The organism is Rhizomicrobium sp. (assembly GCA_037200045.1).
Lineage (GTDB): Bacteria > Pseudomonadota > Alphaproteobacteria > Micropepsales > Micropepsaceae > Rhizomicrobium.
Window position 1 is genome coordinate 470627 of record JBBCHM010000002.1, and the last position, 26371, is coordinate 496997.

At 64.3% G+C, this 26371-nt stretch carries 31 protein-coding genes, 2 tRNA genes and 3 rRNA genes; 17 read left to right on the top strand and 19 right to left on the bottom strand.

The features are described 5' to 3' along the window. Positions 1-2: 2 nt before the first annotated feature. On the top strand, positions 3-626 hold the full coding sequence (locus WDM86_17365) for a 2OG-Fe(II) oxygenase (protein ID MEI9991795.1): 624 nt from the start codon (positions 3-5) through the stop codon (positions 624-626). 211 nt (positions 627-837) lie between these two features. Here the strand turns inward: WDM86_17365 and epmA are convergent, their stop codons facing one another. After that, entirely contained in the window at positions 838-1875 is a 1038-nt protein-coding gene (gene epmA / locus WDM86_17370) for an EF-P lysine aminoacylase EpmA (GenBank protein MEI9991796.1), read from the bottom strand. 40 nt (positions 1876-1915) lie between these two features. On the opposite strand from epmA, the gene WDM86_17375 reads away from it, so the two are divergent. From WDM86_17375 to WDM86_17390, 4 genes are all read left to right on the top strand, one after another. Next, a complete protein-coding gene (locus tag WDM86_17375) occupies positions 1916-2629 on the top strand; it encodes an alpha/beta fold hydrolase (GenBank protein MEI9991797.1) in 714 nt (237 codons plus the stop codon). 64 nt (positions 2630-2693) lie between these two features. After that, positions 2694-3263, top strand: coding sequence for an elongation factor P (gene efp / locus WDM86_17380; protein MEI9991798.1), 570 nt, complete (start codon positions 2694-2696; stop codon positions 3261-3263). Between the two features lie 97 nt (positions 3264-3360). Next, complete coding sequence (locus WDM86_17385) at positions 3361-3585, top strand: DUF6290 family protein (protein ID MEI9991799.1); 225 nt, start codon at positions 3361-3363, stop codon at positions 3583-3585. After that, on the top strand, positions 3569-3835 hold the full coding sequence (locus WDM86_17390) for a type II toxin-antitoxin system RelE/ParE family toxin (protein MEI9991800.1): 267 nt from the start codon (positions 3569-3571) through the stop codon (positions 3833-3835). The genes WDM86_17385 and WDM86_17390 overlap by 17 nt, the downstream gene beginning before the upstream one ends. Before the next feature lie 228 nt (positions 3836-4063). On the opposite strand, the gene WDM86_17395 is transcribed toward WDM86_17390, so the two are convergent. Further along, positions 4064-5491 (bottom strand): aldehyde dehydrogenase family protein, encoded by a 1428-nt coding sequence (locus tag WDM86_17395; GenBank protein ID MEI9991801.1) that lies wholly within the window; start codon positions 5489-5491, stop codon positions 4064-4066. Between the two features lie 327 nt (positions 5492-5818). Between WDM86_17395 and WDM86_17400 the strand changes: the two genes are divergently transcribed. Beyond that, a complete protein-coding gene (locus tag WDM86_17400) occupies positions 5819-6253 on the top strand; it encodes a hypothetical protein (GenBank protein ID MEI9991802.1) in 435 nt (144 codons plus the stop codon). A 128-nt stretch (positions 6254-6381) separates the two neighbouring features. On the opposite strand, the gene WDM86_17405 is transcribed toward WDM86_17400, so the two are convergent. Continuing rightward, the gene (locus tag WDM86_17405) at positions 6382-6759 is read right to left on the bottom strand and encodes a hypothetical protein (protein MEI9991803.1); all 378 of its coding nucleotides are present in this window, start codon (positions 6757-6759) and stop codon (positions 6382-6384) included. 163 nt (positions 6760-6922) lie between these two features. Between WDM86_17405 and WDM86_17410 the strand changes: the two genes are divergently transcribed. Together WDM86_17410 and WDM86_17415 are read left to right on the top strand one after the other, a co-directional pair. Continuing rightward, positions 6923-7459: a peroxiredoxin gene (locus tag WDM86_17410; GenBank protein MEI9991804.1), complete on the top strand. Its 537-nt coding sequence runs from the start codon at positions 6923-6925 to the stop codon at positions 7457-7459. Between the two features lie 132 nt (positions 7460-7591). Continuing rightward, positions 7592-8005, top strand: coding sequence for a tetratricopeptide repeat protein (locus WDM86_17415; GenBank protein MEI9991805.1), 414 nt, complete (start codon positions 7592-7594; stop codon positions 8003-8005). A 2-nt stretch (positions 8006-8007) separates the two neighbouring features. Here WDM86_17415 and WDM86_17420 read toward each other — a convergent pair whose 3' ends face one another. The 4 genes from WDM86_17420 to WDM86_17435 form a co-directional block, all read right to left on the bottom strand. After that, entirely contained in the window at positions 8008-8520 is a 513-nt protein-coding gene (locus WDM86_17420; protein MEI9991806.1) for a hypothetical protein, read from the bottom strand. 42 nt (positions 8521-8562) lie between these two features. Further along, a complete protein-coding gene (locus WDM86_17425; GenBank protein ID MEI9991807.1) occupies positions 8563-9390 on the bottom strand; it encodes a CmcJ/NvfI family oxidoreductase in 828 nt (275 codons plus the stop codon). Positions 9391-9553: 163 nt separating this feature from the next. Further along, positions 9554-9706, bottom strand: a complete 153-nt coding sequence (locus tag WDM86_17430) for a hypothetical protein (GenBank protein ID MEI9991808.1) — start codon at positions 9704-9706, stop codon at positions 9554-9556. A gap of 64 nt (positions 9707-9770) precedes the next feature. Next, on the bottom strand, positions 9771-11951 hold the full coding sequence (locus WDM86_17435) for a prolyl oligopeptidase family serine peptidase (GenBank protein ID MEI9991809.1): 2181 nt from the start codon (positions 11949-11951) through the stop codon (positions 9771-9773). A gap of 179 nt (positions 11952-12130) precedes the next feature. On the opposite strand from WDM86_17435, the gene WDM86_17440 reads away from it, so the two are divergent. Then, a complete protein-coding gene (locus tag WDM86_17440) occupies positions 12131-12355 on the top strand; it encodes a dodecin family protein (protein ID MEI9991810.1) in 225 nt (74 codons plus the stop codon). Positions 12356-12370: 15 nt separating this feature from the next. Here WDM86_17440 and WDM86_17445 read toward each other — a convergent pair whose 3' ends face one another. The 3 genes from WDM86_17445 to WDM86_17455 all read right to left on the bottom strand — a co-directional run bounded on the left by WDM86_17445 (position 12371) and on the right by WDM86_17455 (position 14379). After that, the gene (locus WDM86_17445; protein ID MEI9991811.1) at positions 12371-12760 is read right to left on the bottom strand and encodes a response regulator; all 390 of its coding nucleotides are present in this window, start codon (positions 12758-12760) and stop codon (positions 12371-12373) included. 67 nt (positions 12761-12827) lie between these two features. After that, on the bottom strand, positions 12828-13571 hold the full coding sequence (locus WDM86_17450; GenBank protein MEI9991812.1) for a UPF0149 family protein: 744 nt from the start codon (positions 13569-13571) through the stop codon (positions 12828-12830). A gap of 19 nt (positions 13572-13590) precedes the next feature. Continuing rightward, complete coding sequence (locus WDM86_17455; GenBank protein ID MEI9991813.1) at positions 13591-14379, bottom strand: arginine deiminase family protein; 789 nt, start codon at positions 14377-14379, stop codon at positions 13591-13593. A gap of 97 nt (positions 14380-14476) precedes the next feature. Here WDM86_17455 and WDM86_17460 point away from each other — a divergent pair, with 97 nt between their 5' ends. From WDM86_17460 to WDM86_17470, 3 genes are read left to right on the top strand one after another with little or no spacing between them, the layout of a single operon-like run. Beyond that, a complete protein-coding gene (locus tag WDM86_17460; GenBank protein MEI9991814.1) occupies positions 14477-14773 on the top strand; it encodes a BrnT family toxin in 297 nt (98 codons plus the stop codon). After that, positions 14751-15014, top strand: coding sequence for a BrnA antitoxin family protein (locus WDM86_17465; GenBank protein MEI9991815.1), 264 nt, complete (start codon positions 14751-14753; stop codon positions 15012-15014). Before WDM86_17460 ends, WDM86_17465 begins: the two co-directional genes overlap by 23 nt. Positions 15015-15068: 54 nt before the next feature. Next, positions 15069-15473, top strand: coding sequence for a hypothetical protein (locus WDM86_17470; GenBank protein MEI9991816.1), 405 nt, complete (start codon positions 15069-15071; stop codon positions 15471-15473). A gap of 144 nt (positions 15474-15617) precedes the next feature. Here the strand turns inward: WDM86_17470 and WDM86_17475 are convergent, their stop codons facing one another. After that, positions 15618-15941 carry a HigA family addiction module antitoxin gene (locus WDM86_17475; protein MEI9991817.1) on the bottom strand — a complete coding sequence of 108 codons (324 nt, stop codon included), beginning with the start codon at positions 15939-15941 and terminating at the stop codon, positions 15618-15620. Between the two features lie 188 nt (positions 15942-16129). Between WDM86_17475 and WDM86_17480 the strand changes: the two genes are divergently transcribed. Then, positions 16130-16360 carry a hypothetical protein gene (locus WDM86_17480; protein MEI9991818.1) on the top strand — a complete coding sequence of 77 codons (231 nt, stop codon included), beginning with the start codon at positions 16130-16132 and terminating at the stop codon, positions 16358-16360. A gap of 193 nt (positions 16361-16553) precedes the next feature. Here WDM86_17480 and rrf read toward each other — a convergent pair. The 5 genes from rrf to WDM86_17505 form a co-directional block, all read right to left on the bottom strand. Further along, positions 16554-16668: ribosomal RNA gene (rrf, locus tag WDM86_17485) — 5S ribosomal RNA — on the bottom strand. 216 nt (positions 16669-16884) lie between these two features. Continuing rightward, positions 16885-19804, bottom strand: a 23S ribosomal RNA gene (locus tag WDM86_17490). A 285-nt stretch (positions 19805-20089) separates the two neighbouring features. Then, a tRNA-Ala gene (locus WDM86_17495) sits at positions 20090-20165 on the bottom strand. A 30-nt stretch (positions 20166-20195) separates the two neighbouring features. Then, a tRNA-Ile gene (locus tag WDM86_17500) sits at positions 20196-20272 on the bottom strand. A 169-nt stretch (positions 20273-20441) separates the two neighbouring features. Continuing rightward, positions 20442-21923, bottom strand: a 16S ribosomal RNA gene (locus tag WDM86_17505). The 16S, 23S and 5S rRNA genes sit together here with 2 tRNA genes alongside, the layout of an rRNA operon. Positions 21924-22502: 579 nt before the next feature. Between WDM86_17505 and WDM86_17510 the strand changes: the two genes are divergently transcribed. The 4 genes from WDM86_17510 (at position 22503) to WDM86_17525 (ending at position 24536) form a co-directional block, all read left to right on the top strand. Beyond that, positions 22503-22781: a hypothetical protein gene (locus WDM86_17510; protein MEI9991819.1), complete on the top strand. Its 279-nt coding sequence runs from the start codon at positions 22503-22505 to the stop codon at positions 22779-22781. A gap of 45 nt (positions 22782-22826) precedes the next feature. After that, positions 22827-23012: a CopG family transcriptional regulator gene (locus tag WDM86_17515; GenBank protein ID MEI9991820.1), complete on the top strand. Its 186-nt coding sequence runs from the start codon at positions 22827-22829 to the stop codon at positions 23010-23012. Further along, positions 23000-23275: a type II toxin-antitoxin system RelE/ParE family toxin gene (locus WDM86_17520; GenBank protein MEI9991821.1), complete on the top strand. Its 276-nt coding sequence runs from the start codon at positions 23000-23002 to the stop codon at positions 23273-23275. The genes WDM86_17515 and WDM86_17520 overlap by 13 nt, the downstream gene beginning before the upstream one ends. Before the next feature lie 67 nt (positions 23276-23342). Further along, positions 23343-24536, top strand: a complete 1194-nt coding sequence (locus tag WDM86_17525) for a serine hydrolase domain-containing protein (protein ID MEI9991822.1) — start codon at positions 23343-23345, stop codon at positions 24534-24536. A 162-nt stretch (positions 24537-24698) separates the two neighbouring features. Here WDM86_17525 and WDM86_17530 read toward each other — a convergent pair whose 3' ends face one another. From WDM86_17530 to WDM86_17540, 3 genes are all read right to left on the bottom strand, one after another. Next, positions 24699-25082 carry a hypothetical protein gene (locus tag WDM86_17530; protein ID MEI9991823.1) on the bottom strand — a complete coding sequence of 128 codons (384 nt, stop codon included), beginning with the start codon at positions 25080-25082 and terminating at the stop codon, positions 24699-24701. Between the two features lie 122 nt (positions 25083-25204). Next, positions 25205-25906: a PRC-barrel domain-containing protein gene (locus WDM86_17535; GenBank protein MEI9991824.1), complete on the bottom strand. Its 702-nt coding sequence runs from the start codon at positions 25904-25906 to the stop codon at positions 25205-25207. Between the two features lie 70 nt (positions 25907-25976). Beyond that, positions 25977-26321: a hypothetical protein gene (locus WDM86_17540; GenBank protein ID MEI9991825.1), complete on the bottom strand. Its 345-nt coding sequence runs from the start codon at positions 26319-26321 to the stop codon at positions 25977-25979. Between the last annotated feature and the right edge of the window lie 50 nt (positions 26322-26371).

Below are 26371 nucleotides of genomic sequence, written 5' to 3' on the forward strand. Positions count from 1 at the left end.
CGATGGCGGCGCTTCCCATCGATGTCGAGGCGATCGGGCGGGCGAATGTCGCGCGCGAGCCTTTCGCGTGGTTCATGGTGCCGGGCTTCGTGCGCACCGAGGCGCTGGCGGCGATCAACGCGGACTTTCCGGCGGTGGCGCATGCCGGCAGCTTTCCGCTGCCGACCCTGACATACGGCCCGGAATTCGCGCGCTTCATGGATGCGATCAAGGGATCGGAGTTCAAGGCCGCGGTGGCGAAGAAGCTCGGCGTCGATCTCGACCGGCGCCCGACCATGGTGACGGTGCGCGGCATCTCGGCGGCGCGCGACGGGCAGATCCACACCGACAGCGTGACCAAGCTCGTCACCGTGCTGATCTACATGAACGGCAGATGGGAGGCGCCGGGCGGGCGCCTTCGCCTGCTGCGCTCGCCCGACAACCTCAACGACGTCATCGCCGAAGTGCCGCCGGACGAGGGCACGCTCTTGGTGTTCGAGAACAAACCGAACGCCTGGCACGGCTTCGAGGCCTTCGCCGGCCCGCGCCGCGTGATCCAGCTCAACTGGGTGACCAACGGGCGCGTGGTGTGGTGGGAGCAGACGCGGCACAAGGTGAGCGCGTTCTTCAAGTCGCTGACGCGCTAGCTTTACCCTCCCGTTCACGGGAGGGTCGAAATTTGCCGAGCGTAGCGAGGCGAATTTCGGGGAGGGGACAGTCTCTCCGGCAGAGCGCGATCTTCGCCACTGTCCCCTCCCCGAAAAATCTCTCGCTGCGCTCGATATTTTTCGACCCCTGCTCTGCTTCGCGCCGCGTCCGTACGCTGTCGCTACGGACCCCGCGAGCGGGAGGGTTAAGTCAGGGCGCCGGCGTCCACAGCACGTCGTCGATCCTTGGCGCGCCGGTGGCGAGCAGCACCAGCCGGTCGAAACCCAGCGCCACGCCGCTCGCCGGCGGCATGTGCTCCAGCGCGGCCAGGAAGTCGTCGTCGATCGGATAGCGCTCGCCGTAGATGCGCTGTTTCTCCGCCATCTCGGCTTCGAAGCGCCGGCGCTGCTCCACCGGATCGGTGAGCTCGCCGAAGCCGTTGGCGAGCTCGACGCCGCAGGCATAGAGCTCGAAACGTTCGGCGACGCGCGCATCGTGCGGCGCGGCGCGGGCCAGCGCGGCTTCGCAGCGCGGATATTCGTAGAGGATCGTCGGGGCGCCGTTGCCGAGCTTCGGCTCGACGGCGGCGACCAGCACCTTGCTGAAAATGTCGGACCAGTTGTCGGCCTCGGTCACGACGAAGCCGGCGCGGCGGGCCTTGGTTGCCAGGGCGTCGCGGTCGCCTTCGCCCGACGGCGACAAGGTCGAGAGCAGATCGAGCCCGGCGTGAAAGGTGAAGGCCTCGGCCACCGTCAGGCGCTGCGGCACGGCGCGCGGATCGCAGACCCGATCGCGGAAGCGGAACGCCTCGGCGCCGGCCGTGTCGGCGGCGAGGTGCAGAATGTCGAGGCAGTCCTGCTGCACGGCGGCATAGGGCTCGCCGGCGCGGTACCATTCCAGCATGGTGAACTCCGGCGCGTGCAGGGCGCCGCGTTCGCGGTTGCGGAACACCCGGGCGAAATCGAAGATGCGGGTCTCGCCGGCGGCGAGCAGCTTCTTGGCGGCGAATTCCGGCGAGGTGTGCAGATAGAGCGTCCGACCCTCGCCCGCCGTGGTCAGCGCCCGCGTCGCGAAGGCGTGCAGATGCGCCTCATTGCCCGGGGAAACCACGAGCGCGCCGCATTCGACCTCGGTGAAACCTTGGGTTTCGAAATGGGCCCGTATTGCTTTCTTGACGCGGTTGCGCTGGCCTAGCAGCGGCCGCCGGTCGGCGTGCCTGCTCGGGGACCACCAGGGTGAGCTTGTCATGTCGGTCGCCGGGCCTTTCCACTGCGCGGGGAGAGTATAGATGACTACCTTCGTCCTGGTGCATGGCGCATGGCATGGCGGCTGGTGCTGGCACAAGATCGTGCCGCGCCTTGAAGCGATGGGCCACCGCGCGGTCGCGCCCGACATGCCCGGCCGCGGCGACGACGACATCCCGATCGCGGGCGTGACCCTGGACGACATCGTGGACCGGATCTGCCAGACCATCGACGCCGAGGACGAGAAGGTCGTGCTGGTCGGCCATTCCTATGGCGGCGCGGTCATCACCCAAACCGCCGAGCGCCGGCCCGAGAAGATCAAGAGCCTGGTCTATGTCACCGCCTTCCTGCTGCAGGACGGCCAGGCCGTGCTGGACATGGCGCGCGCGGACGACGACAGCCGGCTGAACGGCAAGGTCGAAGCCTCCGACGACGACGCGACGGCGCGGGTCAGGCCCGACGCGATCCGCGAATGCTTCTACGGCGAATGTTCCGACGCGGACGTGGCGTTCGCGCGCGAGCGGCTCGGGCGGGAAGCGACGGTCGGCTTCCGGACCCCGATGCGGACGACGGCGGAGCGGTTCGGCCGGCTGCCGCGCACCTATATCGAATGCCTGAAGGACCAGGCGATCTCCATCGCCCTGCAGCGGCGATTGCAGGCGGCGCTGCCCTGCCAGCGGGTGTTCCGGCTGGACACCGACCATTCGCCGTTCTTCTCGGCGCCCGACGCGCTGGCCGAGGCGCTGGGGCGGCATTAGGGGCGCCCCTTGGCCGGGGCGTCCCGCCCTGCTATGAGCCCCGGTCTCCCAGCAGAGGTCGTCCGTGGTTTCGGTCATCGCAAGCTCCATCCGTAAGGGCAATGTCATCGAGAAGGAGGGCAAGCTCTATGTCGTCCTCACGGCGGAGAACATCCATCCCGGCAAGGGTACGCCGGTGACGCATCTGGAGATGCGCCGCATCTCCGACGGGGTGAAGACGGTGGAGCGCCTGCGCACCACGGATTCGATCGAGAAGGCCTTCATCGATCAGGCCAAGTACAATTACCTCTACCAGGACGGCGACCACTACGTGTTCATGCAGCCGGAGACCTTCGACCAGGTCCATGTCGGCAAGGACGTGGTCGGCGACATGGCGCCCTACCTGATGGAGAACATGGAAGTCACGCTGCAGAGCTTCGAGGGCAATCCGATCAGCCTGGAAATTCCCCAGCGCGCGACCTTCGCGATCGTCGAGACCGAGCCGGTGGTCAAGGGCCAGACGGCGTCGGGCTCGTTCAAGCCGGCGCTGCTGTCGAACGGCGTCAAGACGATGGTCCCGACACATATCACGGTCGGCACGCGCGTCGTGGTGATGACGGAAGACGGCTCCTACGTCGAGCGGGCGAAGGATTAGGGCAGCCCAAGCCGGTCGAAAATGTCGGAATACGGGTTGCGTTGGCGGGCCGGCCGGTTTTTGCTATACAAGTATCTCACGCTCGCCGGACCCCATCATGCTCGCCATTCGCCTGCCTCCCGACATCGAAGCTCGCCTCGACACGCTGGCCAAGAAGACCGGCCGCACAAAGTCGTTCTATGTTCGCGAGGCGATCCTCGAACATCTCGCCGATCTGGAAGACGTCTACCTCGCCGAAAAGCGTGTCGCGGCGCTCAAAGCCGGCAAGTCCGGAACGGTTCCCTTGAGCGACGTGATGAAATGCTATGGCGTGGAGGATTGAGTTCGAGCGCGCGGCGGAACGCGAACTCGGGAAACTCGATCCGCAGACGGCGAAACGCATCCTAAGCTTCCTGCATGAGCGCGTGGCGCCGCTGGACGATCCGCGCAGCATCGGCGAGGCGTTGCGCGGGCCTCTGAACCCGTTCTGGAAATATCGCGTCGGCGACTATCGGATCGTCGCGTCGATCGAGGACAGGGTGCTGCGCATCGTCGTCGTGCGCATCGGCAACCGCCGCGAGGTCTATCGCTAGAGCCGTTTCGGTTTGGATTGAATCATTCAAAGAATAATCGTCATCGCCCGCTTTATGCGGGCGATCCAATTTTCTTTGTGCGGCCAAATTGGATTGCCCGGGCAGGCCTAGCGACAGCGTGGGCCGGGCAATGACGGCTTCCGATGCATAATTTCAAACCGAAAGGGCTCTAAAACGAAAAGGCCGCCATGTCGCCATGGCGGCCTTTCGCATTTCGTGAAGCGATGCCTACGCCGCTTCGTAGCCGATGACGGCCTTGATCTCGAGATATTCCTCGATGCCGAACTCGCCGCCCCATTCGCGGCCGTTGCCCGACTGCTTGTAGCCGCCGAACGGCGCGGTCACGTCCACCGGCGCGCCGTTCAGATGCACATTGCCGGTGCGCAACTGCGCCGCGACGCTGCGCGCATGTTCGAGGCTGCCCGACTGGACATAGCCGGAGAGGCCGTAGAGCGAGTCGTTGGCCATCGCGATGGCCTGGGCCTCGCTGTCATAGGGGATCATGGCCAGGACGGGTCCGAAGATCTCTTCGCGCGCGATGGTCATGTCGTTGCTGACGTCGGAGAACAGCGTCGGCCGCACATAGTAGCCGCGGTTGACGCCCTCGGGACGGCCGAGGCCGCCGGCGACCAGCTTGGCGCCTTCCTCGATGCCCTTCTGGATCAGGCCCTGGATCTTGTTGTACTGGGCCTCGCTCACGACGGGGCCGATCGAGCCCGGCGAACCGTCGCCGATCTTGACGTTGTCCATCGCCACCTTGACCATGCCGGCGATCTCGTCCTGCTTCTTGCGCGGCACGAACATGCGCGTCGGCGCGTTGCAGGACTGGCCCGAATTGACCATCAGCCCGCCCATCTGCGCCTGCACCGCTTTGCCGAAATCGGCGTCTTCCAGCACGATGTTGGCCGACTTGCCGCCCAGTTCCAGCGCCACGCGCTTGACCGTCTCGGCCGCCGCCTTGGAAACCTGGATGCCGGCGCGGGTCGAGCCGGTGAACGACATCATGTCGATGTCGGGATGATGCGACAGCGCTTCGCCGACGCTCGGCCCGTCGCCGTTGACGAGGTTGAACACGCCGGCGGGCACGCCCGCCTCATGCATCACCTGCGCGAACAGCATGGCGTCCAAGGGCGCGATCTCCGACGGCTTGAGGACCATGGTGCAGCCCGCGGCGATGGCGGGGGCGACCTTGGCGGCGATCTGGTTGATCGGCCAGTTCCACGGCGTGATCAGCCCGCACACCCCGACCGGTTCGTAGCGGATGCGGTTCTTGCCGCGCGGCACTTCGAACTCGAACTCGGTGAGCGCCTTCAGCGTGGTGCCGATATGGCCGAGCGCGGCCGGGGCCTGTGCCGCCTTGGCGAGCCACATCGGCGCGCCCATCTCGTTGTGGATCGCCTCGGCGACCTCGCCGATATGCTTCTGGTAGGCGGCGATGATGGCCTGCAGCAGCTCGATGCGCTGCGCCTTGGTGGTCTGCGAGAAGGAGACGAACGCCTTCTTGGCGGCGGCGACGGCCTTGTCGACATCGGCCTTGGAGCCGAGCGAGATGCGCGCGAAGGGCTCTTCCGTCGCGGGGTTTTCGACCTCGAGCGTCTTGGGCACGACCGGGTCGACCCATTTGCCGTCGATATAGAACTGAAGATGATCCTGCATTCCCGTAACTCCCGTGGTTGTTGAGCGGACGGCGGAACCCGTTTCGGGCTTTCCGCGAATAGCGGGGCGCATAAAATCACATCCCCGGGCCGGCGGCAAAGCGCCCGTTACGGCACGAAAACCCGCCAAATCCGGAAGGAAATCCGCCCCGACCCATCCTGGGACGGCGGGCCGGCGACGCCCTGCTTCCGGGCGGATCTTGTGGGCGGCGGACGCCGACGCGGCGCGAAAGCTACAGCGCCGCGAAACCGGCATCCCATGACGAGGTTGTGGTGATGGCGGCCGAAAAATCGCGCTAGCATCGCGGTGGAGCTCAGAGTCGCGAACATGCAGTTCATCTGCGATGCACCCGGGCGCAAGGCATGGTTCCGCATCGAGTCGGAAGCGGAAGCCACCGCCGAGTCCGAAACGATGCGCCACGCCGTGGAGAAATATTTCCGCCGCGAGCGCGACGCGGCGGTGCGCAAATACCGGCCGTCGCCGTCGATGAGCTATATCGAGCGCGACATCGGGCTTGCCGCCCATGTCCAGCGCACCATGCCGCTGTTCCTCACCCTGCGCGAGCATGACGGCACGCCGCTCGCCACCGCGATGCTGCCGCCGGGCGGCCGGGACGACGAAAACTTCCGCCTGATCGTCGTGGGGCCGGCCAACACCGATCCCTTCGCGAGCCAAGCCGAGGCGATCGCCGCCTTGGGCCGCCATTTCGGCCTGACGCTGACGCGCGAGCGCTGCTACCCGTACCAGAATTACGGCGTGTGACCGCGCGCGGAGCGTGGCCCGCGCCGCGCTGACCAGCTCATGGACATGGCGGCGGAAGGCGCGCGCCTCGGCGCGGTAGCCGCCATGCTTGAGGGCGCGCAGATTGCCGAGGGGAGCGCCGCGGCCACTCAATCTTGTGGCTCTTTCGCCTCTGCTCCACCATGTACTGTTTTCGCGGTCGCGCGCGAACCCAGCACCTTGGCGATGGCGATGTTGGCCTGGATCAGGCGCGTCAGAGCGGACGCCGCCAGGGCGTTCTCCTTGGCGCCGATGTTGTCCGCCAGGACAAAGCCCATCGCCTGGCGCACGGCATTGCGCAATTGCGCGGCGTGCTCGGCGAGAAGCGCGTCGAAATTCTCCACCGGGGCCGGCGCCCGCCAGTCATAGGGCTCCGGCGAGCCGAACAATTTCTCCTGAAACTCCTCGCGCCTTTTGCGGTACGCGGCCCGCTCGGCCTCGTATTCGGCGTGTTCGCGCTCGGCCTTCTCGCGCCAATCCTCTTGCATGGCTCACTCCTTGCCGTGTCGGGGCGCAGTATCCGCCCGCCGGCGGGGGTGTTGGACAATTATGCGGCGTAAATCTTCGAGACGCAGGATTTGGAAGGACTTGCGCGTGACTTGGAGGCCCGTTGCGGGCACATTGTCCACGGCCATTTTCGGGACGTTCGCCATGAAACGACTTGCCACGGGTCTGCTCGCCGCCGCGCTGTTCGCGGCCCCCGCGCTCGGCGCGCTCAAGCCGGGCGACGCGGCGCCGGACTTCACCGCGCCGGCGGCGCTGGGCGGCAAGCCGTTCACCTTCGCGCTGGCCGACGCGCTGAAGAAGGGGCCGGTGGTGGTCTATTTCTATCCCAAGGCGTTCACCACGGGCTGTTCGCTGGAGGCGCATGCCTTCGCCGAGGCGATGCCGCAATTCGCCGCCTTGGGCGCCAGCGTGATCGGCGTCAGCCATGACGACATCGCGACGCTGGAGCAGTTCTCGACCAAGGACTGCGCGAGCAAGTTTCCCGTCGCGTCGGACGGCGACCAGCACATCATGAAGGCCTATGACTCGGTGTTCGCACGGGCGCCCGACCTCGCGGACCGCATCTCCTACCTGATCGCGCCGGACGGGCATGTGCTCGCGGTCCATGCCGACCTCGACTATTCCAAGCATGTCGACACGATGCTGGCGGCGCTGCAGAGCTGGAAAGCCGCGCAGCACTGAGGGGGTATGAGCGACAATCCCCACGGCCCATTTTTTCGCCGGGCCGTACCGCCGGATCGCGAGGCTTTTCTCCAATACGTCGAAAAGTGCCGTACGGCGCTGGCGCAAGTGCGCGCAAGCGGCGAAGGCGGCATGGCGCTGATCGAGGCGGCGGGCGAGCTCGGCTCGGCGCTGTTCATGCAGGAGGGCAGGGAAGCGGAGGCGGCGGCGCTGCTGGAAGAAGCGCTGGCGCTGTCGCGCGCGCAAGGCGACCGCGCAACGGAGATCGACGGGCTCCTGGGACTCGCGACGGCGCGGCAATATCTCGGCGAGCGCGACGCGGCGGTGGCGCTGTTCGAAGAGGGCTTGCGGCTTTGCGCCGAGACAGGCTTTCGCGAGCAGGAGAATTTCCTGCTGCATCATCTGGGGCGATGCCTGGTCGAGATGGGACGGCGCGATGAGGCGCGGGCGGCGTTCGAGAAGGCGCTGGTGCTGCGCAGGGCAATCGGCAACGAGCGGTTTTTCGCTTCGACGCAAGCGGCGCTCGACGATCTGGCGAAGATGTAGCGTCACATCTTGCGGCTGTCATAGGCCCAGTGAAGCAGCGCCTGGCGCTGGCGGGGGCGGCAGCGAAGGTCGCCGGGCTCGCAGGCCTTCTTGAGCTGCGCTTCATGGCGCGCGATCTGGCGCCAGCGGCGGATCTGCCGCGCGTCGTCCTCCATCCGCCGTCCCATGTAATAGCGGCAATACCATTGGAACCAGCCGCGCGGATCGGCCTCGTGAAGCCAGCCCTTGCGGCGCCATTCCGACAGCGGCTGCGAAGCATCGACGCCGAAGAAATTGAGCTTGGTGTCCTTGGCCGAAGGCGAAAGCCTGGCGGTGGCGAACCAGTTTTCGGGAAATTCCGCGGCGCAGTCGGTCATGTATTTTCCGCCGAACACGCCAAGCGCCAGCATCTCCTTCGGCGTCAGTTGCGGCGCGAAACCGGGCGCGAAATCACGGCCCATGGGCGCCGTGAGCGCATAGCGATAGCCGCGCTGCATCTTGTCGTTGACGGTGACGTGGTTGGGCGAATGCGGCATGGCCGTGTCACGGCCTCCGCCGCCGGTAGGATCATCGCCCGATCAATAAAACGCGAACGCCCTTATCTCGATGCTCTCGCGCGGCGGCGCGTCGGGCGGCGCCAGCGGGTTGTCGAACGCGGCGTGCGCGCCCCAGCGGGCGCGGCCGTCGGTCATCGAATCGTAGACCTTGAACACCAGCGCCTCGTCGCGGTGCATGCGCGGGAACCAGAACCAGCGATGCGCCGGGTTGTAGGTGAACTGATAGATCTCGCCGACGCGGTCGGGAAAGCGGCGCTCGGTCGGGATCAAATCCTTGGGCGCGATCGAACGCGCATCGGCGATGCCGAGCGGATCGCGCTCTACGGCCGCGTTTATCGCGCGCCACACCTGGACGATCGCGACGCGGCGGGAGAGAAGATCGGCCGCCGCGCCGGGAAAGAAATCGCGCACGCGCCGCGGCCCCGACCAGTCGGTGTAGTCGTTGTGCACCGCCTTGACCGGCTCGCGCAGCTTCTTCGCCGCGCGGGCGTCGGCGTCGCCGTGGCGCACCGTGTGGTCGAAGATGTGGACGCGGGCCGCGCCGGAGCGGGCGGCGATCAGCGCCTCCGTCTCCGGATAATAGACGCTGCGCAGTTCGTCGGGATCGAGGAAGTCCTTCACCCGGGTCGGCTGGTCGGCGAGCTCGAAGCCGGCGGTGTCGAGCGACAGCGTGGCGCGCAGCGGGCGGGCGTCGGCGACGGGCACGACACGGCGGGCGATCACGGTGGTGGAGTTGCGCTCCAGCCCGTCCTTGCCGCCGGTCTGCGCGACCGGCTTCACGCCGGTGTCGACGGCGTAGTTGAAGGCGGCGTGGATCGTGTCGTCGGGCTTGAGGGCGGGCTGGCTCATGGCATCGCTCCGGTGCGGCCCTTCGAAAGGTAGGGCGGAACGGAGCTTACACCAGAGGTGATGGGCATGCAGGGCGCGTGAAGAATTTCACGCGGAGACGCGGAGTTTTCTTCGCGTTCTCCGCGGCTCCGCGTGAACCCGATCGACCGCGCCTTTGGCGCAATTACGTCCAATCCTTGCCTTTGTGGGGTTTGCGGACGAGCTGGGGCTCGACATAGGCCGGCGGCTTGCCGCCCGTCGCCGGCACGGCAGGCGCCTTCTTGTCGGCCTTGGGCTTCTTCTTTTCCTTGTTGCCGCGCTGTTCGCGATTGGCCATGGGGACCTCCTTGGTCGCCGAATCAAGCCCGTAAAATAAGGCCTGGCCGGCGAAACGAAAAGCCTCAGGGCTTGGGCGGGAACACCGGCTTCCACGCCGGGTCGCCGGCGCGCCATTTCACGAAGGCGATCCAGTCGGCGGCCAGCGTGTCGGTCTGGCTGCGCGTCGAGCCGATGCCGTGGCCGGCCTGGGCGTCGATGCGCAGCAGAACCGGATTGGGCGGGTCCACGCTGAGCAGCGCGGCGGCGAACTTGGCCGGCACCCAGGGCGCGACGCGCGGATCGTTCAGCCCGGTCGAGATCATCACCGCCGGATAGGCGACGCCCTTCTCGACATGCTGGACGCTGTCCGTCTCCCACAGGTTCTTGAAGCCGTCTTCCGTGGTCACGGTGCCGAATTCGGGGATGTTGTCCGGGCCGTTGGGGGTGAACTCCATGCGGATCGTGTTGGCGGCGGGCACCGCGTCGAGCACGACGGCGAAGAGATCGGGACGCTCCTCCATCGCACGGCCCATGGTGATGCCGCCGGCCGAGCCGCCCATGATGGCGAGCTGGGCCTTGGTCGTGATCCCCTGGTCGACGAGATACTGGCCGCAGGCGATCTCGTCCTGCCAGGTGTTGTGCTTGTTGGCGTCCTTGCCGGCGAGGCGCCAGGCGTCGCCCAGCTCGCCGCCGCCGCGCACATGGCACACCGCGTAGGAGATGTTCTCCTTCAGGAACACGGCGCGGCGCGAGGAGAAATCGGCGAGGTTGGAGATGCCGTAGGAGCCATAGGCCTCCACCACCACGATGCCGGGGCCGCTGGCCGATTTGGGCCGCACCAGTGAGAGCGGCACCAGGACGCCATCGCGCGCCGGCGCCTTCAGGTCGCTGACGACATAATCGGCGGGATCGATGTCGCCGCGCGTGCCGATCTTGATATCGGCGAATTTCCCGGTCTTGGGATCGTAGCGATATTCCGTGGGCGGAAGAACCCAGGAGGACAGGTCGAGCACGACGCCGGGGCGGCGCTGGTCGCTGAACAAGTCGCCGACATCGCCCTTGACGGGAAGCGCGATCGCCTCGGCCTTGCCGGTCTTGTAGTCGACGCGAAGGAGCTCGGAATAGACGCCGCGGGTGGCGAGCACGTAAAGCCCGTCGGCCGCGGCATGGACGCTCTTGATCACCCGGTCCGGCGTGGCGGGCACCAGCACCTTGGCATGCGCCAAGGGCTTGCCGGCCTCGACGCTGAGCACCTGGAAGGTCGGCGCGTCCTTGTGGCTGAGCAGGAAGACGGTCGAGCCGTGGACGTCGAGCGAGGTGATGCCGTCGGCGCGGTCGGCCAGCATGGTCCAGGCGGCGGGGTCCGCGGCCTTCGCGGCCGGCGCGGTCCACAGCTTGTATTCGTTCTGCACGCCGTTGATGGAGATCAGCGCGGCGACCGGCGAGGCGGGCACGAAGACCAGTGCCGGCGTCTCGTCCGGCGTGAAGGCGGGGCCGTGGCCGGCGAGCGAGCCGTAGAGCGGCACCGGCTCGGACTTCAGGTCCCAGCCGTCGAGCATGGCGTCGCGGTATTTCTCGGTGCCCGGATCGGTGGGCTTCAGGAGCTTCAGGCGGACGAAATAGAGCGTCTTGGAATCGTTGCTCCACGAGGTCGGGCCGAATTCGGCGCGGTCGATCGGGCCGGCGATGGGCTTGCCGGTGGCGGCGTCGTAGACGGTGAGCGCCGCGTCTTCCGAGCCGCCCTCGGAGAGCCCGACCGCGACCTTGGCGCCGTCCGGCGAGGGCAGGACGTAGTTGATGGCGTAGGGCTTGCCGCCGTGATCGGCCATCACCTTGGCGATGTCGACGATCTTGCGCGTGCCTTTCGCGTCGCGGACCACGAGGTCGTAATTGTCGGCGCCGGGCGCGCGCTCCTGGTAGAATTCGCGGCCGCCATAGGTTGCATAGCTCTTGATGAAGCCGAAGCTGCCGGTGAAGGCGCCGACCCGCTTGCCCAGATCGGCGCGGCCGGGGATCGCGTCCAGCAGCGCGGTGGTATAGGCGCCCTGGGCCTTCATCCAGCCGATGGTGGCGGGGTCGAGCTTTTCCATGCCGCGCCAGGCGTCGGTGACCGGCTTGCCCCAGAGCGTCTCGGTGACCGGGGAGGGCGCGATATCGGCCGGCTGCGGCGGGGCGCCGGCGGGCGCGAGCGGATCGAGGGCGAGCGCGGCGGTCGCGGTGGCGAGGACCAGCACGGCGGCGCCGATGGCGGAGGACAGCTTCATGACGGGAACCCCGGAAGAACGGGCGAAGTCTAGGCCAGGATGGCGCGTCTTGCGAAGGGCGCGCACGGGGACGTGATGGGGGGGGGGTGGCGGCAAATAAACAACCAGGGCGGGTCCGGCGGGACTAGGATGGCGCCGACGGACGGCGAGCAACGCCCCCGCACCCAGGAGGAAACGCCATGGCCAAGACGGCATCCAGCAGCGGTGTGTATCGCGTCACCGAGATCATCGGCACCAGCCCGACATCGTGGGAGGACGCGGCCAAGCGCGCGGTGGAGACCGCCGCCAAGACGCTGCGCGACCTGCGCGTGGCCGAAGTGCACAAGCTCGACATGACGGTGGAGAACGGCAAGGTCGCGACCTATCGCGCGCGGGTGTCGCTGTCGTTCAAATACGAGGGCTGAACGCGGCGGGGCGCGTCAGGCCGCCAAGGCGCCCCAGGGCGCGAACTTGGCGAGCGCGCCCAGGATATCGCTGGCGCGGTAGGGCTTGGCGAGGAACCGGCCGCCTTGCGGCAGCTGGTCCCTCGAGAGCATGCGCTTGCCCGAGGTCACGATGATCTTGATGGGCGGCCAGCGGTCGTGCGCGGTGCGCGCCAGCGCCAGGCCGTTCATCGAGCCGGGCATGTCGACATCGGTGAAGATGCAGTCGATGTCGTCGCGCGCCTCCAGGATGCGCAGCGCGGCGTCGGCGTTTTCCGCCTCGACGATGGCGTAGCCGGCCTCCTCGATCATCTCGGCGGCGCACCAGCGGATGAGCGGCTCGTCCTCGACGACGAGAACGTGGCGGATGGAGTCGGTTGGCGGCAATGTTGTCATAGCAAGGTGGAAACGCCGCCCAGGGCCCGAACGATCCGGATTGTTCCGTGCCGGGACGTTAAGCAGTTTTACGCAAATCGCGCCCAAGGTGAAAACGCGGCCGGGCGGCGTCAGCCGGCTGGCCGCAGCACTTCTTGTATTTGCGGCCCGACCCGCAGGGGCAGGGATCGTTGCGGCCGATCTTCGGCGCGGTGCGGACGGCGATGGCGCCGGCCGGCGGCGGCTTGTTCTTCTGCTGCCAGTAGTCGGCGATGTCGATCACCGCCTGCGCGATCAGGTCGGGCGACTGGGCGAGCAGGAATTCGCGGTCCTTCCGGGAAAGCTCCAGCAGGGGTTCACCGTTCTCGTCCTCGCACAAGGCGAGGATCGGATAGGCGATGGTGTCGTCCTCTTCGGACTGGAACAGCGCCGACCAGGCTTCGAGGCGCAGGGCGGCGCCGGTCATGAAGCCGACGGCCCAGCCTTGCGGCAAGGGTTCGTCGTCGTCGCCGACATCGAAGACCGGGGCGTAGGCGCCGGCCTCGACCTCGCGCACGATGTCGTCATAGCGGGCGAAGATGGCGCGGCGGACGGCGACCGCCTGGGCGCTGTTTTCGAAGCGCGGCTCGGTGTTGTTCCAGATGACCGGGATCCATTCCTCCTCGCCGATCGGCTCGGGCCCGATGGCGACGGCCGTCAGGAAGCCGTCGAGTTCCGACAAGGTCATGACGTCGTCGGTCACGCCCGGCGCATGCAGATAGGCCGACAGCAGATCGAGATCGGCGTCGCGCGGGGTGGGATCGTCGGCGTCGTGTTCGGTCATGCGCTCGCTCGATTGCCGTTCAGGACAAGGTATGCCAGCGCAGGGACATGCAGGACAAGCCGGCGTCGAGCTTGCGGACCTCGCCGATGGGCAGGGCTTTGGCGGCGAAGCCGGCGGCGCGCAGCGCATCGAGCGTGCGCGGATAGCAGTCACCGACGAAGACGGTGTCGTTGACGCTCAGGAAATTGGCCGCGCCCTCCTCGCCGTCGGGCACGACGAGGATTTTCAGGCCGGCGAAGGCGCCGGTGTCCGCCAGGCGGCGCGTGACCATCACGGTGTCCTCGCTGAGGAGAGAGGATGCCGTCTTGAAATGCAGCACGCCCTCAGGCGTCTCGACGATGCGCGCGTCGCGGCCGAGCTGGGCGAGCTTGTGCTTCAGCGCCTCGGCGCCTTTTCGGGTGGTGCGCTTCGACAGGCCGATGAGAACGGCGTCGGGCGTGACCAGCACGTCGCCGCCATCGGCATATTCGTCGCCTTCGAGCTCCAGAACGCGATCGAAGTGGCGCGCCAGGGGTTGGCGCAGGTGCTCCGCCTCGCCCAGCCGCGCGGCGACGCCAGGGCGCAGCAGGATCGCGCCCTCGCCGAAGACCAGCGCCGGATCCTCGACGAAAACAGAATCGGGAAAGGCTTCGAGCGGCGGCAGGATATCGACGCTGACGCCGGCGGCGGAGAGCGCGGCGACATAGGCGGCGTGCTCTTTGAGGATCGTGTCGTAGTCGGGCACGGCGGCCGCATCGGCGCGGATGCCATCCACGACGCTGCGCCCGGGCGTACGGACGATGGCGGAATCGAAATCGAAGACGCGCATGCTGTTCCAGGGGCAAATTGAAGATGGCGGCCGGAGGCGCCGCGATGTGTTGCATTTGTATAGGCATTTGTCTATATAAAGGAACTGCGGGGCGGGGATGGAATTTTCGGGCTTCGACTGGGATGACGGCAACCGGTCCAAGTGCCGGAAGCATGGCGTTTCGGCCGCCGCCATCGAAGCCCTGTTTGCCGCGGGTTTGACGATCCTGCCGGACGATGCGCACTCGCAGACGGAGAAGCGCTTTCGCGCCATCGGGCGCACCGGGCAAGGCCGGGCGATCTTCGTCGTATTCACATTGCGCGAGCGGGATGGCGGCAGGCTGATCCGTCCGATCAGCGCACGGTACATGCACAGGAAGGAAGTCGAGCACTATGAGAAAGCCTGCCGCCCTTAAGAAACTGCCGGCGCTCAAGAGCGACCGGGCGGCGGAGCGGTTCGTCGACCAGGCGGATCTGACGCAATACGATTTGGCGGGCGGCGAGTTCGTCCGCTTCGAGCTGAAGCCGAAGGACAAGTCGGTCAATCTGCGGCTGCCGGGCCAATTGCTGGACGCGGTTCGGCTGCGCGCGAAACGCGCCGGCGTGCCGTATCAGCGATTCATCCGCATGGCGCTGGAACAGGCGGTGAGGAAGTAACGATCCCGTGTCGGACTTTTCAAGCCGCGACAACTGCTGGAGAGGATTGGGCCAGTGACAAAGAAATGGACTCATACGGCGGCCTTCGAGAGCTTCGGCGTCCGACCGTGGAACACGCGTTGGAGTTGGTCCGCCCGCAGCGATGATGGAAAGATCGTCGTAGCGACGCTTTGGCAAGATCAATTCTCACGGCGCGACAACCGACTGATTTACGCCCGTCCAGGGTTCACACTAGGCGAGAGGAAACGGCCTGGATTCAGCGAGTGGGTGGAAAATTTGGCTTGGGCCGAGGACCATTGCGGCGGTCGTTTTCATGTAATTGCAGCAATCCCGAAGGACAAAAATGCCGATCCACGCTCCATCGCCGAATGCTTCCCGACGAAAACGGTCATGCGGATCGTTGAATTCGACCGGCAAACAGGAGCCTTTGTGGCCGAACAGGAAGCGAGAGAGATCTGATCCGCCTTCAGAACACTTCTTCGGTTCAAGCTCGGTGATCAAAAAAAAGCCCCCACGCTCAATGCGCGGGGGCTTTTCGAATCTGAGAAGGCGGCTCTCAAACGCTGTTCTTGGCAGGACCGGCGGCGCCGCGTCCTGAGCCGCTTATGCCGCCGCGGGCTTCAGCGGGCGAATGCCTTTCAGCTCGTCGCGTGCCGCGATGGCGGCGGCCGACAGGTCGTGCTGGGCCTGAAGGTTCATCCAGAAGTCCGCTGACGTGCCGAAAACCTTGGCAAGGCGCAGCGCGGTGTCGGGCGTCATCGGCTGGGTCTCGCGAACCAGCCGTTCGATGCGGGTGCGATCCTTCAGGCCCATCGCCTTCGCCAAGGCGCCGGGCGACAGGCCGAAACCGGGAAGATACTCCTCGCGCAGATGTTCGCCCGGATGGGGCAGCGGGGTCTTGAAGTCGGAATAGTTGCGGGCGGCCATGTGTCCCTCCGTGCAAGATATTTCCAATGTTAGCCGCGCCACGCGCGGCTCTCCACCACAATCAGAAGAGTCGAGGATTTGAAAGTTTGTACCTTGAAATCTCGTCGCGATCGATTAGCTTTGGAGGATGTCGGGGTGGTCCAATTTGCGGATCGCTGGACTCCACAAAAACGCTGTAGGAGATTCTCATGTTAGGACATGACGACGGCACGCATCTGATCGTTTGGGACGATCCCGATTTCGTTGCAGGCGTGATGTGGACTCGTTCGCGTGACGTTTGCGCGTGGTGGTTCAAGCCTGATGGCTGGCGTAATGACATTCAGATCAAACCGGTCTTGGCAGAACTCGGTGACGACGTTCTTCGTTATGCGCGCTCTGCGCAAGCGACTCTGAAACTGGTCGCCGCAAGTGATCCTTGACCCGATAGACCAGACGCGCTTCGACGCCTGGGTCCCCTTCCCTCGCGCCGCTTCGCGGCGCTCGCCGGGGATGACAGTTGTGCCGAAAACAAAAAGCCCCCACGCTTGCGCGCGGGGGCTTTTCGGATGTGTGAAGGCGGATCTCAATTTTTCGGGCTCACGCTCTCGCGTACGCCTTAGCTGTTCTTGGCAGGACTGGCAGCGACCTACTCTCCCGCGGCTTGAGCCGCAGTACCATGGGCGCTGGGGGCTTTAACGGCCGAGTTCGGAATGGGATCGGGTGGAATTCCCCCGCAAGGACCACCAGTCCGGCAAAGAACAGCAATTGGGATTGAAATACGACACTTAACCTTCGCCGCGCTCGCGCGAGACGAAGTTAGCTGAGCTGTCGTCGGGTCGTCGACAGTGTTTCATGCTTCGCGCTTATGCGCGAGGCACGACCTTCGAAAATCCGCTCGATGAAAACGAATTGTTCGAAGTGCGTGATGCCTGGCTTTGTTTCCAGACATGGAACGGTGCTGCTTGCGATCAAGCCAATCGAGCGATTAGGACCAGTAAGCTCAACGCGTCGCCGCGCTTACACACCTGGCCTATCGACGGGGTAGTCTTCCCCGGCTCTCAAGCGAAACCTAGTTTTGAAGTGAGTTTCACGCTTAGATGCTTTCAGCGTTTATCTCGTCCGTACATAGCTACCCGGCAATGCGGCTGGCGCCACAACCGGTCCACCAGAGGTACGTTCCTTCCGGTCCTCTCGTACTAGGAAGAAGTCTTCTCAAGTTTCGAACACCCACGGCAGATAGGGACCGAACTGTCTCACGACGTTCTAAACCCAGCTCACGTACCACTTTAAATGGCGAACAGCCATACCCTTGGGACCGGCTACAGCCCCAGGATGTGATGAGCCGACATCGAGGTGCCAAACCGCACCGTCGCTATGGACGCTTGGGTGCGATCAGCCTGTTATCCCCGGCGTACCTTTTATCCGTTGAGCGATGACCCTTCCACACGGGATCACCGGATCACTATGACCGACTTTCGTCTCTGCTTGAGCCGTCGCTCTTGCAGTCAGGCAGGCTTTTGCCATTGCACTCAACAACCGATTTCCGACCGGTCTGAGCCTACCATCGCGCGCCTCCGTTACTCTTTGGGAGGCGACCGCCCCAGTCAAACTGCCCACCATACGCGGTCTCGGACCCCGTTTCGGGGTCGCGGTTAGACATCAGGATCACAAAGGGTGGTATTTCACATTTCGGCTCCACTCGGGCTGGCGCCCAAGCTTCAAAGCCTACCACCTATTCTACACATCGCAGTCCTAATGCCAGCGTAAAGTTGCAGTAAAGGTGCACGGGGTCTTTCCGTCTGACCGCGGGAACCCCGCATCTTCACGGGGAATTCAATTTCGCTGAGCCTGTGTTGGAGACAGTGGGGAAGTCGTTACGCCTTTCGTGCAGGTCGGAACTTACCCGACAAGGAATTTCGCTACCTTAGGACCGTTATAGTTACGGCCGCCGTTTACCGGGGCTTCGATTCAACGCTTTCACATCTCCTCTTAACCTTCCGGCACCGGGCAGGCGTCAGACGCTATACGTCATCTTTGGATTTCGCAGCGCCCTGTGTTTTTAGTAAACAGTCGCCACCCCCCTGCTATGTGCCCCCGGCCACCACTTGCGTGGCAACCGGGCCCTCTTCTTCCGAAGTTACGAGGGCAATTTGCCTAGTTCCTTCAACACAGTTCTCTCAAGCGCCTTAGCATACTCTGCCAGTCCACCTGTGTCGGTTTGGGGTACGGACTGAACGTGGGAGCTATTTCCTGGGACCTCTTCGCGGCCCTCCCAATCCAGTAAGGGAGAACAACATACGAGATCCGTCACTTCCCACAGGCCCACGAATATTTACGTGGTTCCCATCGGCTACGCCTTTCGGCCTGGCCTTAGGGTCCGGCTAACCCTGCGCAGATTAACTTGACGCAGGAACCCTTGGACTTCCGGCGAGAGGGTCTCTCACCCTCTTTATCGCTACTCATGTCAGCATTCTTACTTCCGATACCTCCAGGCTCGCTCACGCTCACCCTTCGCAGGCATACGGAACACTCTGCTACCATTCACCTTGCGGTGAATCCTAAGCTTCGGTGCATGGCTTTAGCCCCGATACATTTTCGGCGCAAAGTTCCTTGTGTTAGATCAGTGAGCTGTTACGCTTTCTTTAAATGATGGCTGCTTCTAAGCCAACATCCTGATTGTTTTGGGAACCTCACATCCTTAACCACTTAGCCATGACTTGGGGACCTTAGCTGTAGGTCAGGGTTTTCATCCCTCTTCACGACGGACGTTAGCACCCGCCGTGTGTCTGCCACACTCAGCACTCACCGGTATTCGGAGTTTGGTTAGGTTTGGTAAGCGGTGAAGCCCCCTAGCCCATCCAGTGCTCTACCCCCGGTGGTGATATGTGACGCGCTACCTAAATAGCTTTCGCAGAGAACCAGCTATCTGCAAGTTTGATTGGCCTTTCACCCCTAGCCACAACTCATCCCCGACTTTTTCAACAGGCGTGGGTTCGGTCCTCCAGTGCGTGTTACCGCACCTTCACCTGGTCATGGCTAGATCACTTGCTTTCGGGTCTCATCCGTCTAACTCAGTCGCCCTATTCAGACTCGCTTTCGCTGCGCCTCCACCTGACGGCTTAGGCTTGCTAGACAGACGAACTCGCTGACCCATTATACAAAAGGTACGAAGTCACAGGCTCGCCAAAAGCGAACCGTCACCTCTTCAGCTTATTCCTCACTTCATTCAGATGCGGACCCCCATGCTGTCGCTTGCGCGAGACATGGGAAATCGCACGATCACCTTGCGGGCTTTCGTGTTTTCGACATCTGCGTTTGAAGCAAGGTTGAAGAGAACCGCTCACCTTTGGTGAGCCTGCTCCTTCTGTTTGTAGGCGTCCGGTTTCAGGTCTCTTTCACTCCCCTCGCCGGGGTGCTTTTCACCTTTCCCTCACGGTACTAGTTCGCTATCGGTCACACACGAGTACTTAGGCTTGGAGGGTGGTCCCCCCATCTTCAGACAGGATTTCACGTGTCCCGCCTTACTCGAGACGCCTTCTCCTTTTTACCCGTACGGGGCTATCACCCGCTATGGCCGACTTTTCCAAGTCGTTCCGGTTTTTAGAGAAGACGTACTGGCCTGGTCCGCGTTCGCTCGCCACTACTAACGGAGTCTCAATTGATGTCCTTTCCTACGGGTACTGAGATGTTTCAGTTCCCCGCGTTTGCCTCTCTCCCCTATGTATTCAGGGACAGATAATGCTTGCGCATTCGGTTTCCCGATTCGGAGATCTGCGGGTCAAAGGGTGCTCGCCCCTCACCGCAGCTTATCGCAGCGTGCTACGTCCTTCATCGCCTGTGTGTGCCAAGGCATCCCCCAGACGCCCTTGCTTTAACGCTTGATCGCTCAGCATTCGTTCCATGCCCAGAAAGAAAGCCAGCGCATGGACGACTCCATGCACCGCGTTCAACCTGGAAATGGTTTTCATGCGATCAGTTTTAAGTGTCGTATTAAGATCTTACCGGTTGTGCAAACCGGCTCAATCCCGCCTTCACAATGTCAACGCTCTCTCTTTCGGATGAACCGAAGAGAAGAGCTTCTCGCGAACTTGGGCAGCGCGCAGCGCGCGCGAACCAGGTTCGAAGCTGATTGTCTTTTCCGTCGTTCGGATGCTGCGAGGTTCGACAACTGGTGGAGCCAGACGGGATCGAACCGACGACCTCATGCTTGCAAAGCACGCGCTCTCCCAACTGAGCTATGGCCCCGTTAGTTTTGCCGGGCTGCGAAGCTGGGCGTGGTGGGCCCGGAACGAGTTGAACGTTCGACCTCACGCTTATCAGGCGTGCGCTCTAACCACCTGAGCTACGAGCCCGATGAGGTTGCAGCGAAGTCCGCATGGGATCGGCCCAGCGGATTTCGACGGAAAGGAAGGGAAACGAAGGCGGCGGCAAGATTCGCCATTGTTGTCTTAGTACCGATGTCTGGGATTCCTCGTGAGAGTCGAGCCTGAGGCTCATTCATCCGAAGACTTCGATCCTTAGAAAGGAGGTGATCCAGCCGCAGGTTCCCCTACGGCTACCTTGTTACGACTTCGGCCCAGTCGCTGATCCTACCGTGGTCAGCTGCCTCCTTGCGGTTAGCGCACTGCCTTCGGGTAGAACCAACTCCCATGCCGTGACGGGCGGTGTGTACAAGGCCCGGGAACGTATTCACCGCAGCCTGCTGTTCTGCGATTACTAGCGATTCCACCTTCATGTACTCGAGTTGCAGAGTACAATCTGAACTGGGACGGTTTTTTGGGATTAGCCGCTCCTCGCGAAGTAGCTGCCCACTGTCACCGCCATTGTAGCACGTGTGTAGCCCAGGGTGTAAGGGCCATGAGGACTTGACGTCATCCCCACCTTCCTCCGGCTTGTCGCCGGCGGTCCCTCTAGAGTGCCCAACTTAATGATGGCAACTAAAGGCGAGGGTTGCGCTCGTTGCGGGACTTAACCCAACATCTCACGACACGAGCTGACGACAGCCATGCAGCACCTGTCTCCAAGTCCCTTGCGGGAAAACCCCTGTTAAGAGGCGGTCTTGGGATGTCAAACCCTGGTAAGGTTCTGCGCGTTGCGTCGAATTAAACCACATGCTCCACCGCTTGTGCGGGCCCCCGTCAATTCCTTTGAGTTTCAACCTTGCGGCCGTACTCCCCAGGCGGATTGCTTAATGCGTTAGCTGCGCCACTGAACAGCAAGCTGCCCAACGGCTAGCAATCATCGTTTACGGCGTGGACTACCAGGGTATCTAATCCTGTTTGATCCCCACGCTGTCGTGCATGAGCGTCAGAAACGAGCCAGTGAGCCGCCTTCGCCACCGGTGTTCTTCCCAATATCTACGAATTTCACCTCTACACTGGGAATTCCACTCACCTCTCTCGTCCTCGAGCTTCACAGTTTCAATGGCAGTTCCGGAGTTGAGCTCCGGGCTTTCACCACTGACTTGAGAAACCGCCTGCGCACGCTTTACGCCCAGTAATTCCGAACAACGCTAGCCCCCTTCGTATTACCGCGGCTGCTGGCACGAAGTTAGCCGGAGCTTATTCTCCCGGTACAGTCATTATCTTCCCGGGTAAAAGAGCTTTACAACCCGAAGGCCTTCATCACTCACGCGGCATGGCTGGATCAGGGTTTCCCCCATTGTCCAAGATTCCCAACTGCTGCCTCCCGTAGGAGTCTGGGCCGTGTCTCAGTCCCAGTGTGGCTGATCTTCCTCTCAGAACAGCTATCGATCGTCGCCTTGGTGAGCCGTTACCCCACCAACTAGCTAATCGAACGCGGGCTAATCCTTCGGCGATAAATCTTTCTCCGTTAGGACGTATACGGTATTAGCTGCAGTTTCCCGCAGTTGTTCCGTACCGAAAGGTATATTCCCACGTGTTACGCACCCGTCCGCCGGTGTGTATTGCTACACCCCTAGACTTGCATGTTTGAGGCCTGCCGCCAGCGTTCGTTCTGAGCCAGGATCAAACTCTCAAGTTATGATCCTGAACTCTCGCTGACTCATTGTTGCGTTATTCGCAAAACTGATTGACTAGGGTTTGGTCGCCTCGGTCCCGTCACAGGTCCGAGACAACCGAACATATTCAACTTTGTCTTGCTGAAGAACGCGAGCATCGAGAGCTCGATTAGTTAGCCTCGAGATACAAGATCTCGAAGCGTGGCTGGCCGAGCCGCCGCCCACGTTCCCCTTCCTTAAATCACAATGTCAAACAGCGCCGCCGAACGGCATTTGACTGTCTTTCGACAAATCATGTCTTCCGGCAGAAGTCCGCCGACCGCAGAGCTCATCGCCTGCGTTCGGCGTGGGCGCGGTGTATAGGCGGGGGGCTTTGCCCTGTCAAACGGTAAAACGCCGAAAAGAAACGATTTTTTTGCCAGCCTGTGGATAGAGCGGATCGCGTTGTTTTGCGGTGCGGAATCGTGCGGCGGCGTCGCGCGCGCCGCCACATCATATAGGGGTCGAGCGGCCTGACGTAACTTTATGTCGAATTTGCCGAGCAGGCCGGCGCGCGAACGGGTGCTATATTTTCGCCGCAGGTTTCGGCGAGGGACGAGGGAATGGCGGGGAAGAGCGGCGAATCCGTGGATCGGCGCGCGCTGATGGCGCTGGGCGCGAGCCTGGCCTGCGGCGCATCGGCGGCGAAAGCGGCGGAAGGCGGCACGCGGGTGATCGTCGATCTCGGCGGCGTCGCGCTGTCCGATGAGATCGCGGACGCGATGGAAACGCAGATCCGGCGCGCGGTGCTGATGGCGGTGGCCAAGGCGATGCCGCACACCAAGTTCAAGAGCCTGCCGCTGCCCAAGGGCGCGCGCGGGATCGTGCTGGCAAGGGCGTGAGAGCGGGCGCGTGCGAAAGACCTGCGATTGTGCTATGTTCCGCACATGAGCAAATCGGCTTCCGACGCATCCGTTTTCGAGCCTGCCGACGACGCGGCGGAAGAAAAGGCGCTCGAAGCGGCGGAGGCGCAGGTCGCGGCGGGCAAGTTCGTTTCGCATGACGCGGTGCGCCGCTGGCTGCTTTCGTGGGGCAAGCCGAACGAATTGCCGCCGCCGAAGTGCGGCGAATAATCTGGTCGCCGCTCGCGGTCGACGACCTGCGCGGCATTCGCGACTATATCGGGCAATTCAATCCATCGGCGGCGATGCGCTTCGCGGCGCGTCTCTTCGAGACGGCGGAGAGCCTCGCGGAATTCTCCGAGCGCGGCCGGCCCATCGGCGGCGGCCGGCGCGAGTTGGTGATCGTCTGGCCTTACGTGATCCGCTACCGCGTCGAGCCCGAGCGCGTCGTGATCCTGCGCATTCGCCACGGCGCCCAGAAGCCCCTGCCCTGACGATCTGGATTTGCGTGCGGTCTTCCCTTCAACTGCGCGGAGCGCTTCGGACAAAGGGGAGACACGCATGAGCGACGTTGGCGGGACTGTCGAGCCCGGCTTCGAGAAGGTCCGCGAGGCCTTCGCGGAGGGGCAGACGGCGGACGAAGGCGGGGCGCAGCTCTGCGTCTATCGCGGCGGCCGCAAGGTCGTCGATCTGTGGACCGGGCGCGACACGGTCAAGGACCGTCCGTATACGGACCAGACCCTCGCCGTCATGATGTCGGTGAGCAAGGGCGCGGTGGCGACGGCGGCGCATATGCTGGCCGAGCGCGGGCTGCTCGATCTCGATGCGCCGGTGACGACGTATTGGCCGGCGTTCGGTCGGAACGGCAAGGAAGGCGTGACGGTGGCGGACCTGCTCACCCATCGCGCCGGGCTGTCGAGCTTCGGGGCGCACAGCGGCGTGGGGCCGCGCGAATTGCTCGACTGGGACAAATGCACCGAGGCGCTGGCGGCAATGGCGCCGCTGTGGCCGCCGGGCACGGCCTTCATGTATCACGCGGTGACCTATGGCTATCTGGTCGGCGAGGTCATCCGGCGCGTATCGGGCAAGACGCCGGGACGCTTCCTGGCGGAGGAGATCGCCGCCCCGCTCGGGCTGGACCTGTGGATCGGGCTGGCGGAGGCCGAGGAAGATCGCGTGGCGCCGTATTTCTCGCGCCGGCCGGGGCTGACGCTGGAGCAGTGGACGATGCTGCTCAACGGCTTCGGCATCGATGCGCAAAGCCCCCTGGCGCGGGCCATGACGCACGGGCTGATCGGCACGGCGGAGGCGGTCGCCATCATCAATTCGCGCGAGGGCCATGCGGCGCAGATCCCGGCGGCGAACATGATCGGCACCGCGGCATCGCTGGCGCGGATGTACGCGGCGACGATCGGCGAAGTCGATGGCGTGCGGCTGCTGCAGCCGCGAACGGTGGCGCGCGCGATGGCGCCGCGGACCGAGGGACTGACCGTGCCGGGGGACTTCGCGAAGCTGCCGAACCCGTCGCCGCTGCGCTACGGCCTGGGCTTTCAGTTGACCCGGTCGGCGGCGCCGATGCTGGGCGAGGGCTCGTTCGGCCATGACGGCGCCGGCGGGCGGATCGGCTTCGCCCATCCGCAGAGCGGCGTGGCGGTGGGCTATGTCTGCAACAACATGCTGTGGGATGGGATGCGCGGGCCGGATGACCGCTGGGTCGGTTGGACGGCGGCGCTGAAGGATGTGGTGGGAGTGTGAGTAACCTCTCCCGCTTGCGGGAGAGGTCGACGACGCGAAGCGGCGTCGGGTGAGGGCCTGCCTCGCGGCCCTTCCCCTCACCAGCAAAATCCAAGCACTTAGCTGCGCTTCGCTAAGCGCAGGATTTTGCGTCCTCTCCCGCGAAGCGGGAGAGGAAACAGATCAACGCGCCGCCACCGTCATCGCGGGGGCATGCACGTCGTGAGCGACGATGGAATCGCGGGCGCGGCTGTAGACCAGGTCGCTCTGATCGATCCAAAGCTCCGTCCCCGGCATGCCATCCAGCGCGACCTGGATGCGCGTGGCGTGGCCGGCGGCGTCGGTCGAAACCGCGACGACGCGGCCGAAGGATTGTCCCGAAACGAAGCGGACCGCCACGCCCGCGAGCAGCCGCGACGGATCGGCGATCGCGGACACCGGCGTGACCGGAGTTTCCTCGGCGACCTGGGTGGGGACCGCATGGATGTCGCTGTTGGCGAGGCCGGCGGTGGCGCCGCCCGCGAGAACGGCGGCGATGCAGGCAACGGCGAATTTGGAAACGGCCATGACGCGCTCTGTCTGAAGGAGGACCTACGGAGGGTGAACGTGTTCGACCGCTAGTCGTTGCGCGCCATCAAAGATACCGGTGCAAACCGATATCTTTGTGGCGTTCGCGCAACGCGGCCTGCCTAGAAGCGCGGCACATGCGCCAAGCCGTCGACCTCGGTACGGGAGAGATCGGTCAGAACGAGACGGTTCGCCGGATCGAACCGGATATCCTCGGCGTCGATCCAGGCCACGGCCCCGCCGCCCGAGGACACCGCGACGCGGACGATGCGGCCGTCGCGGTCGGTATCGACGTCGCGGACGCGGCCGATGCGGGCGCCGCCGCGCGCGTTGACGCGCACGCCCAACAGCTCGTCGCCGCGCATGTAATCGACGTTGCGGAAGCCGCGATAGCCGTAGAACGCGTCCCAGCGATGGACATAGTCGGCGCGGTCGGCGCGATAGCGGCTGCGCTCGTGGTCATAGGTCGCGCGCTGGGCGTCATAGGCGCGCATCTTGCGGTCGTAATCGGCCTTCTTGGCGGCATAGTCCGCGGCGTCGGCCGCGGGCGGCGCCGGCGGCGTCCGCGCGTCCGCGGCGGCGTTGGTGTTGAGCTGGTCGGTCTGCGCCCGCTCCTGCGGCGTCGGATTGGTGTCGTAGATGCTTTGGCCGCCGGCATTGGTCGGTCCGGGCTGCGTCGGCGCGGTGGAATCGGTGTTGGGCCGGGTGGCGTGCGTCCGCGTCTGCGGCGTCGCATTGGGGTTGTCGGTGCTTTGCTGCGCGACGGCGGGCGCGGCGGCAAGCAGCAGGGCGGCGACGGCGACGGTTCCAAGCAGGCGGGTCATGGGCGTTCCTCGATGGTGTTCAACTGAAGTGACAACGTCCACACGGAGCGGCGCGTTCCGGGAACAGCGCTCAGGGCACCGGACATTGCGGCGAGGGAATGGTTTGCGGCGAGCCGGCCGGCGGCGGCACGGGCGGCGCCGGACAGGCGGGACACGGCGCGCCGCCCGCGCAGGATGTCGGCTGCGGCGCGGGACTTGGCGTGGTCGGCGCGGGCGCCAGCGTGCCGTTGGCATTGGGCAGCGCGTTCGAGCCTTCCGGCGTGCGGTTGGCGTTGGGCATCGCGGTGCTTTGATTGGATTGCTGGTTGGATTGCTGGTTGGATTGCTCGGGCGTCTGGTTGGCGTTCGGCATGGTTTGCGCCGAGGCGGCGGACATCGCGAGGGCCAGCACGGCGCCGGCGAGAAGGATTTTCATGGTTCGTCTCCCTGCCCCCGTGGGGAGGGAACGCGAGCGGGTGACGGGTG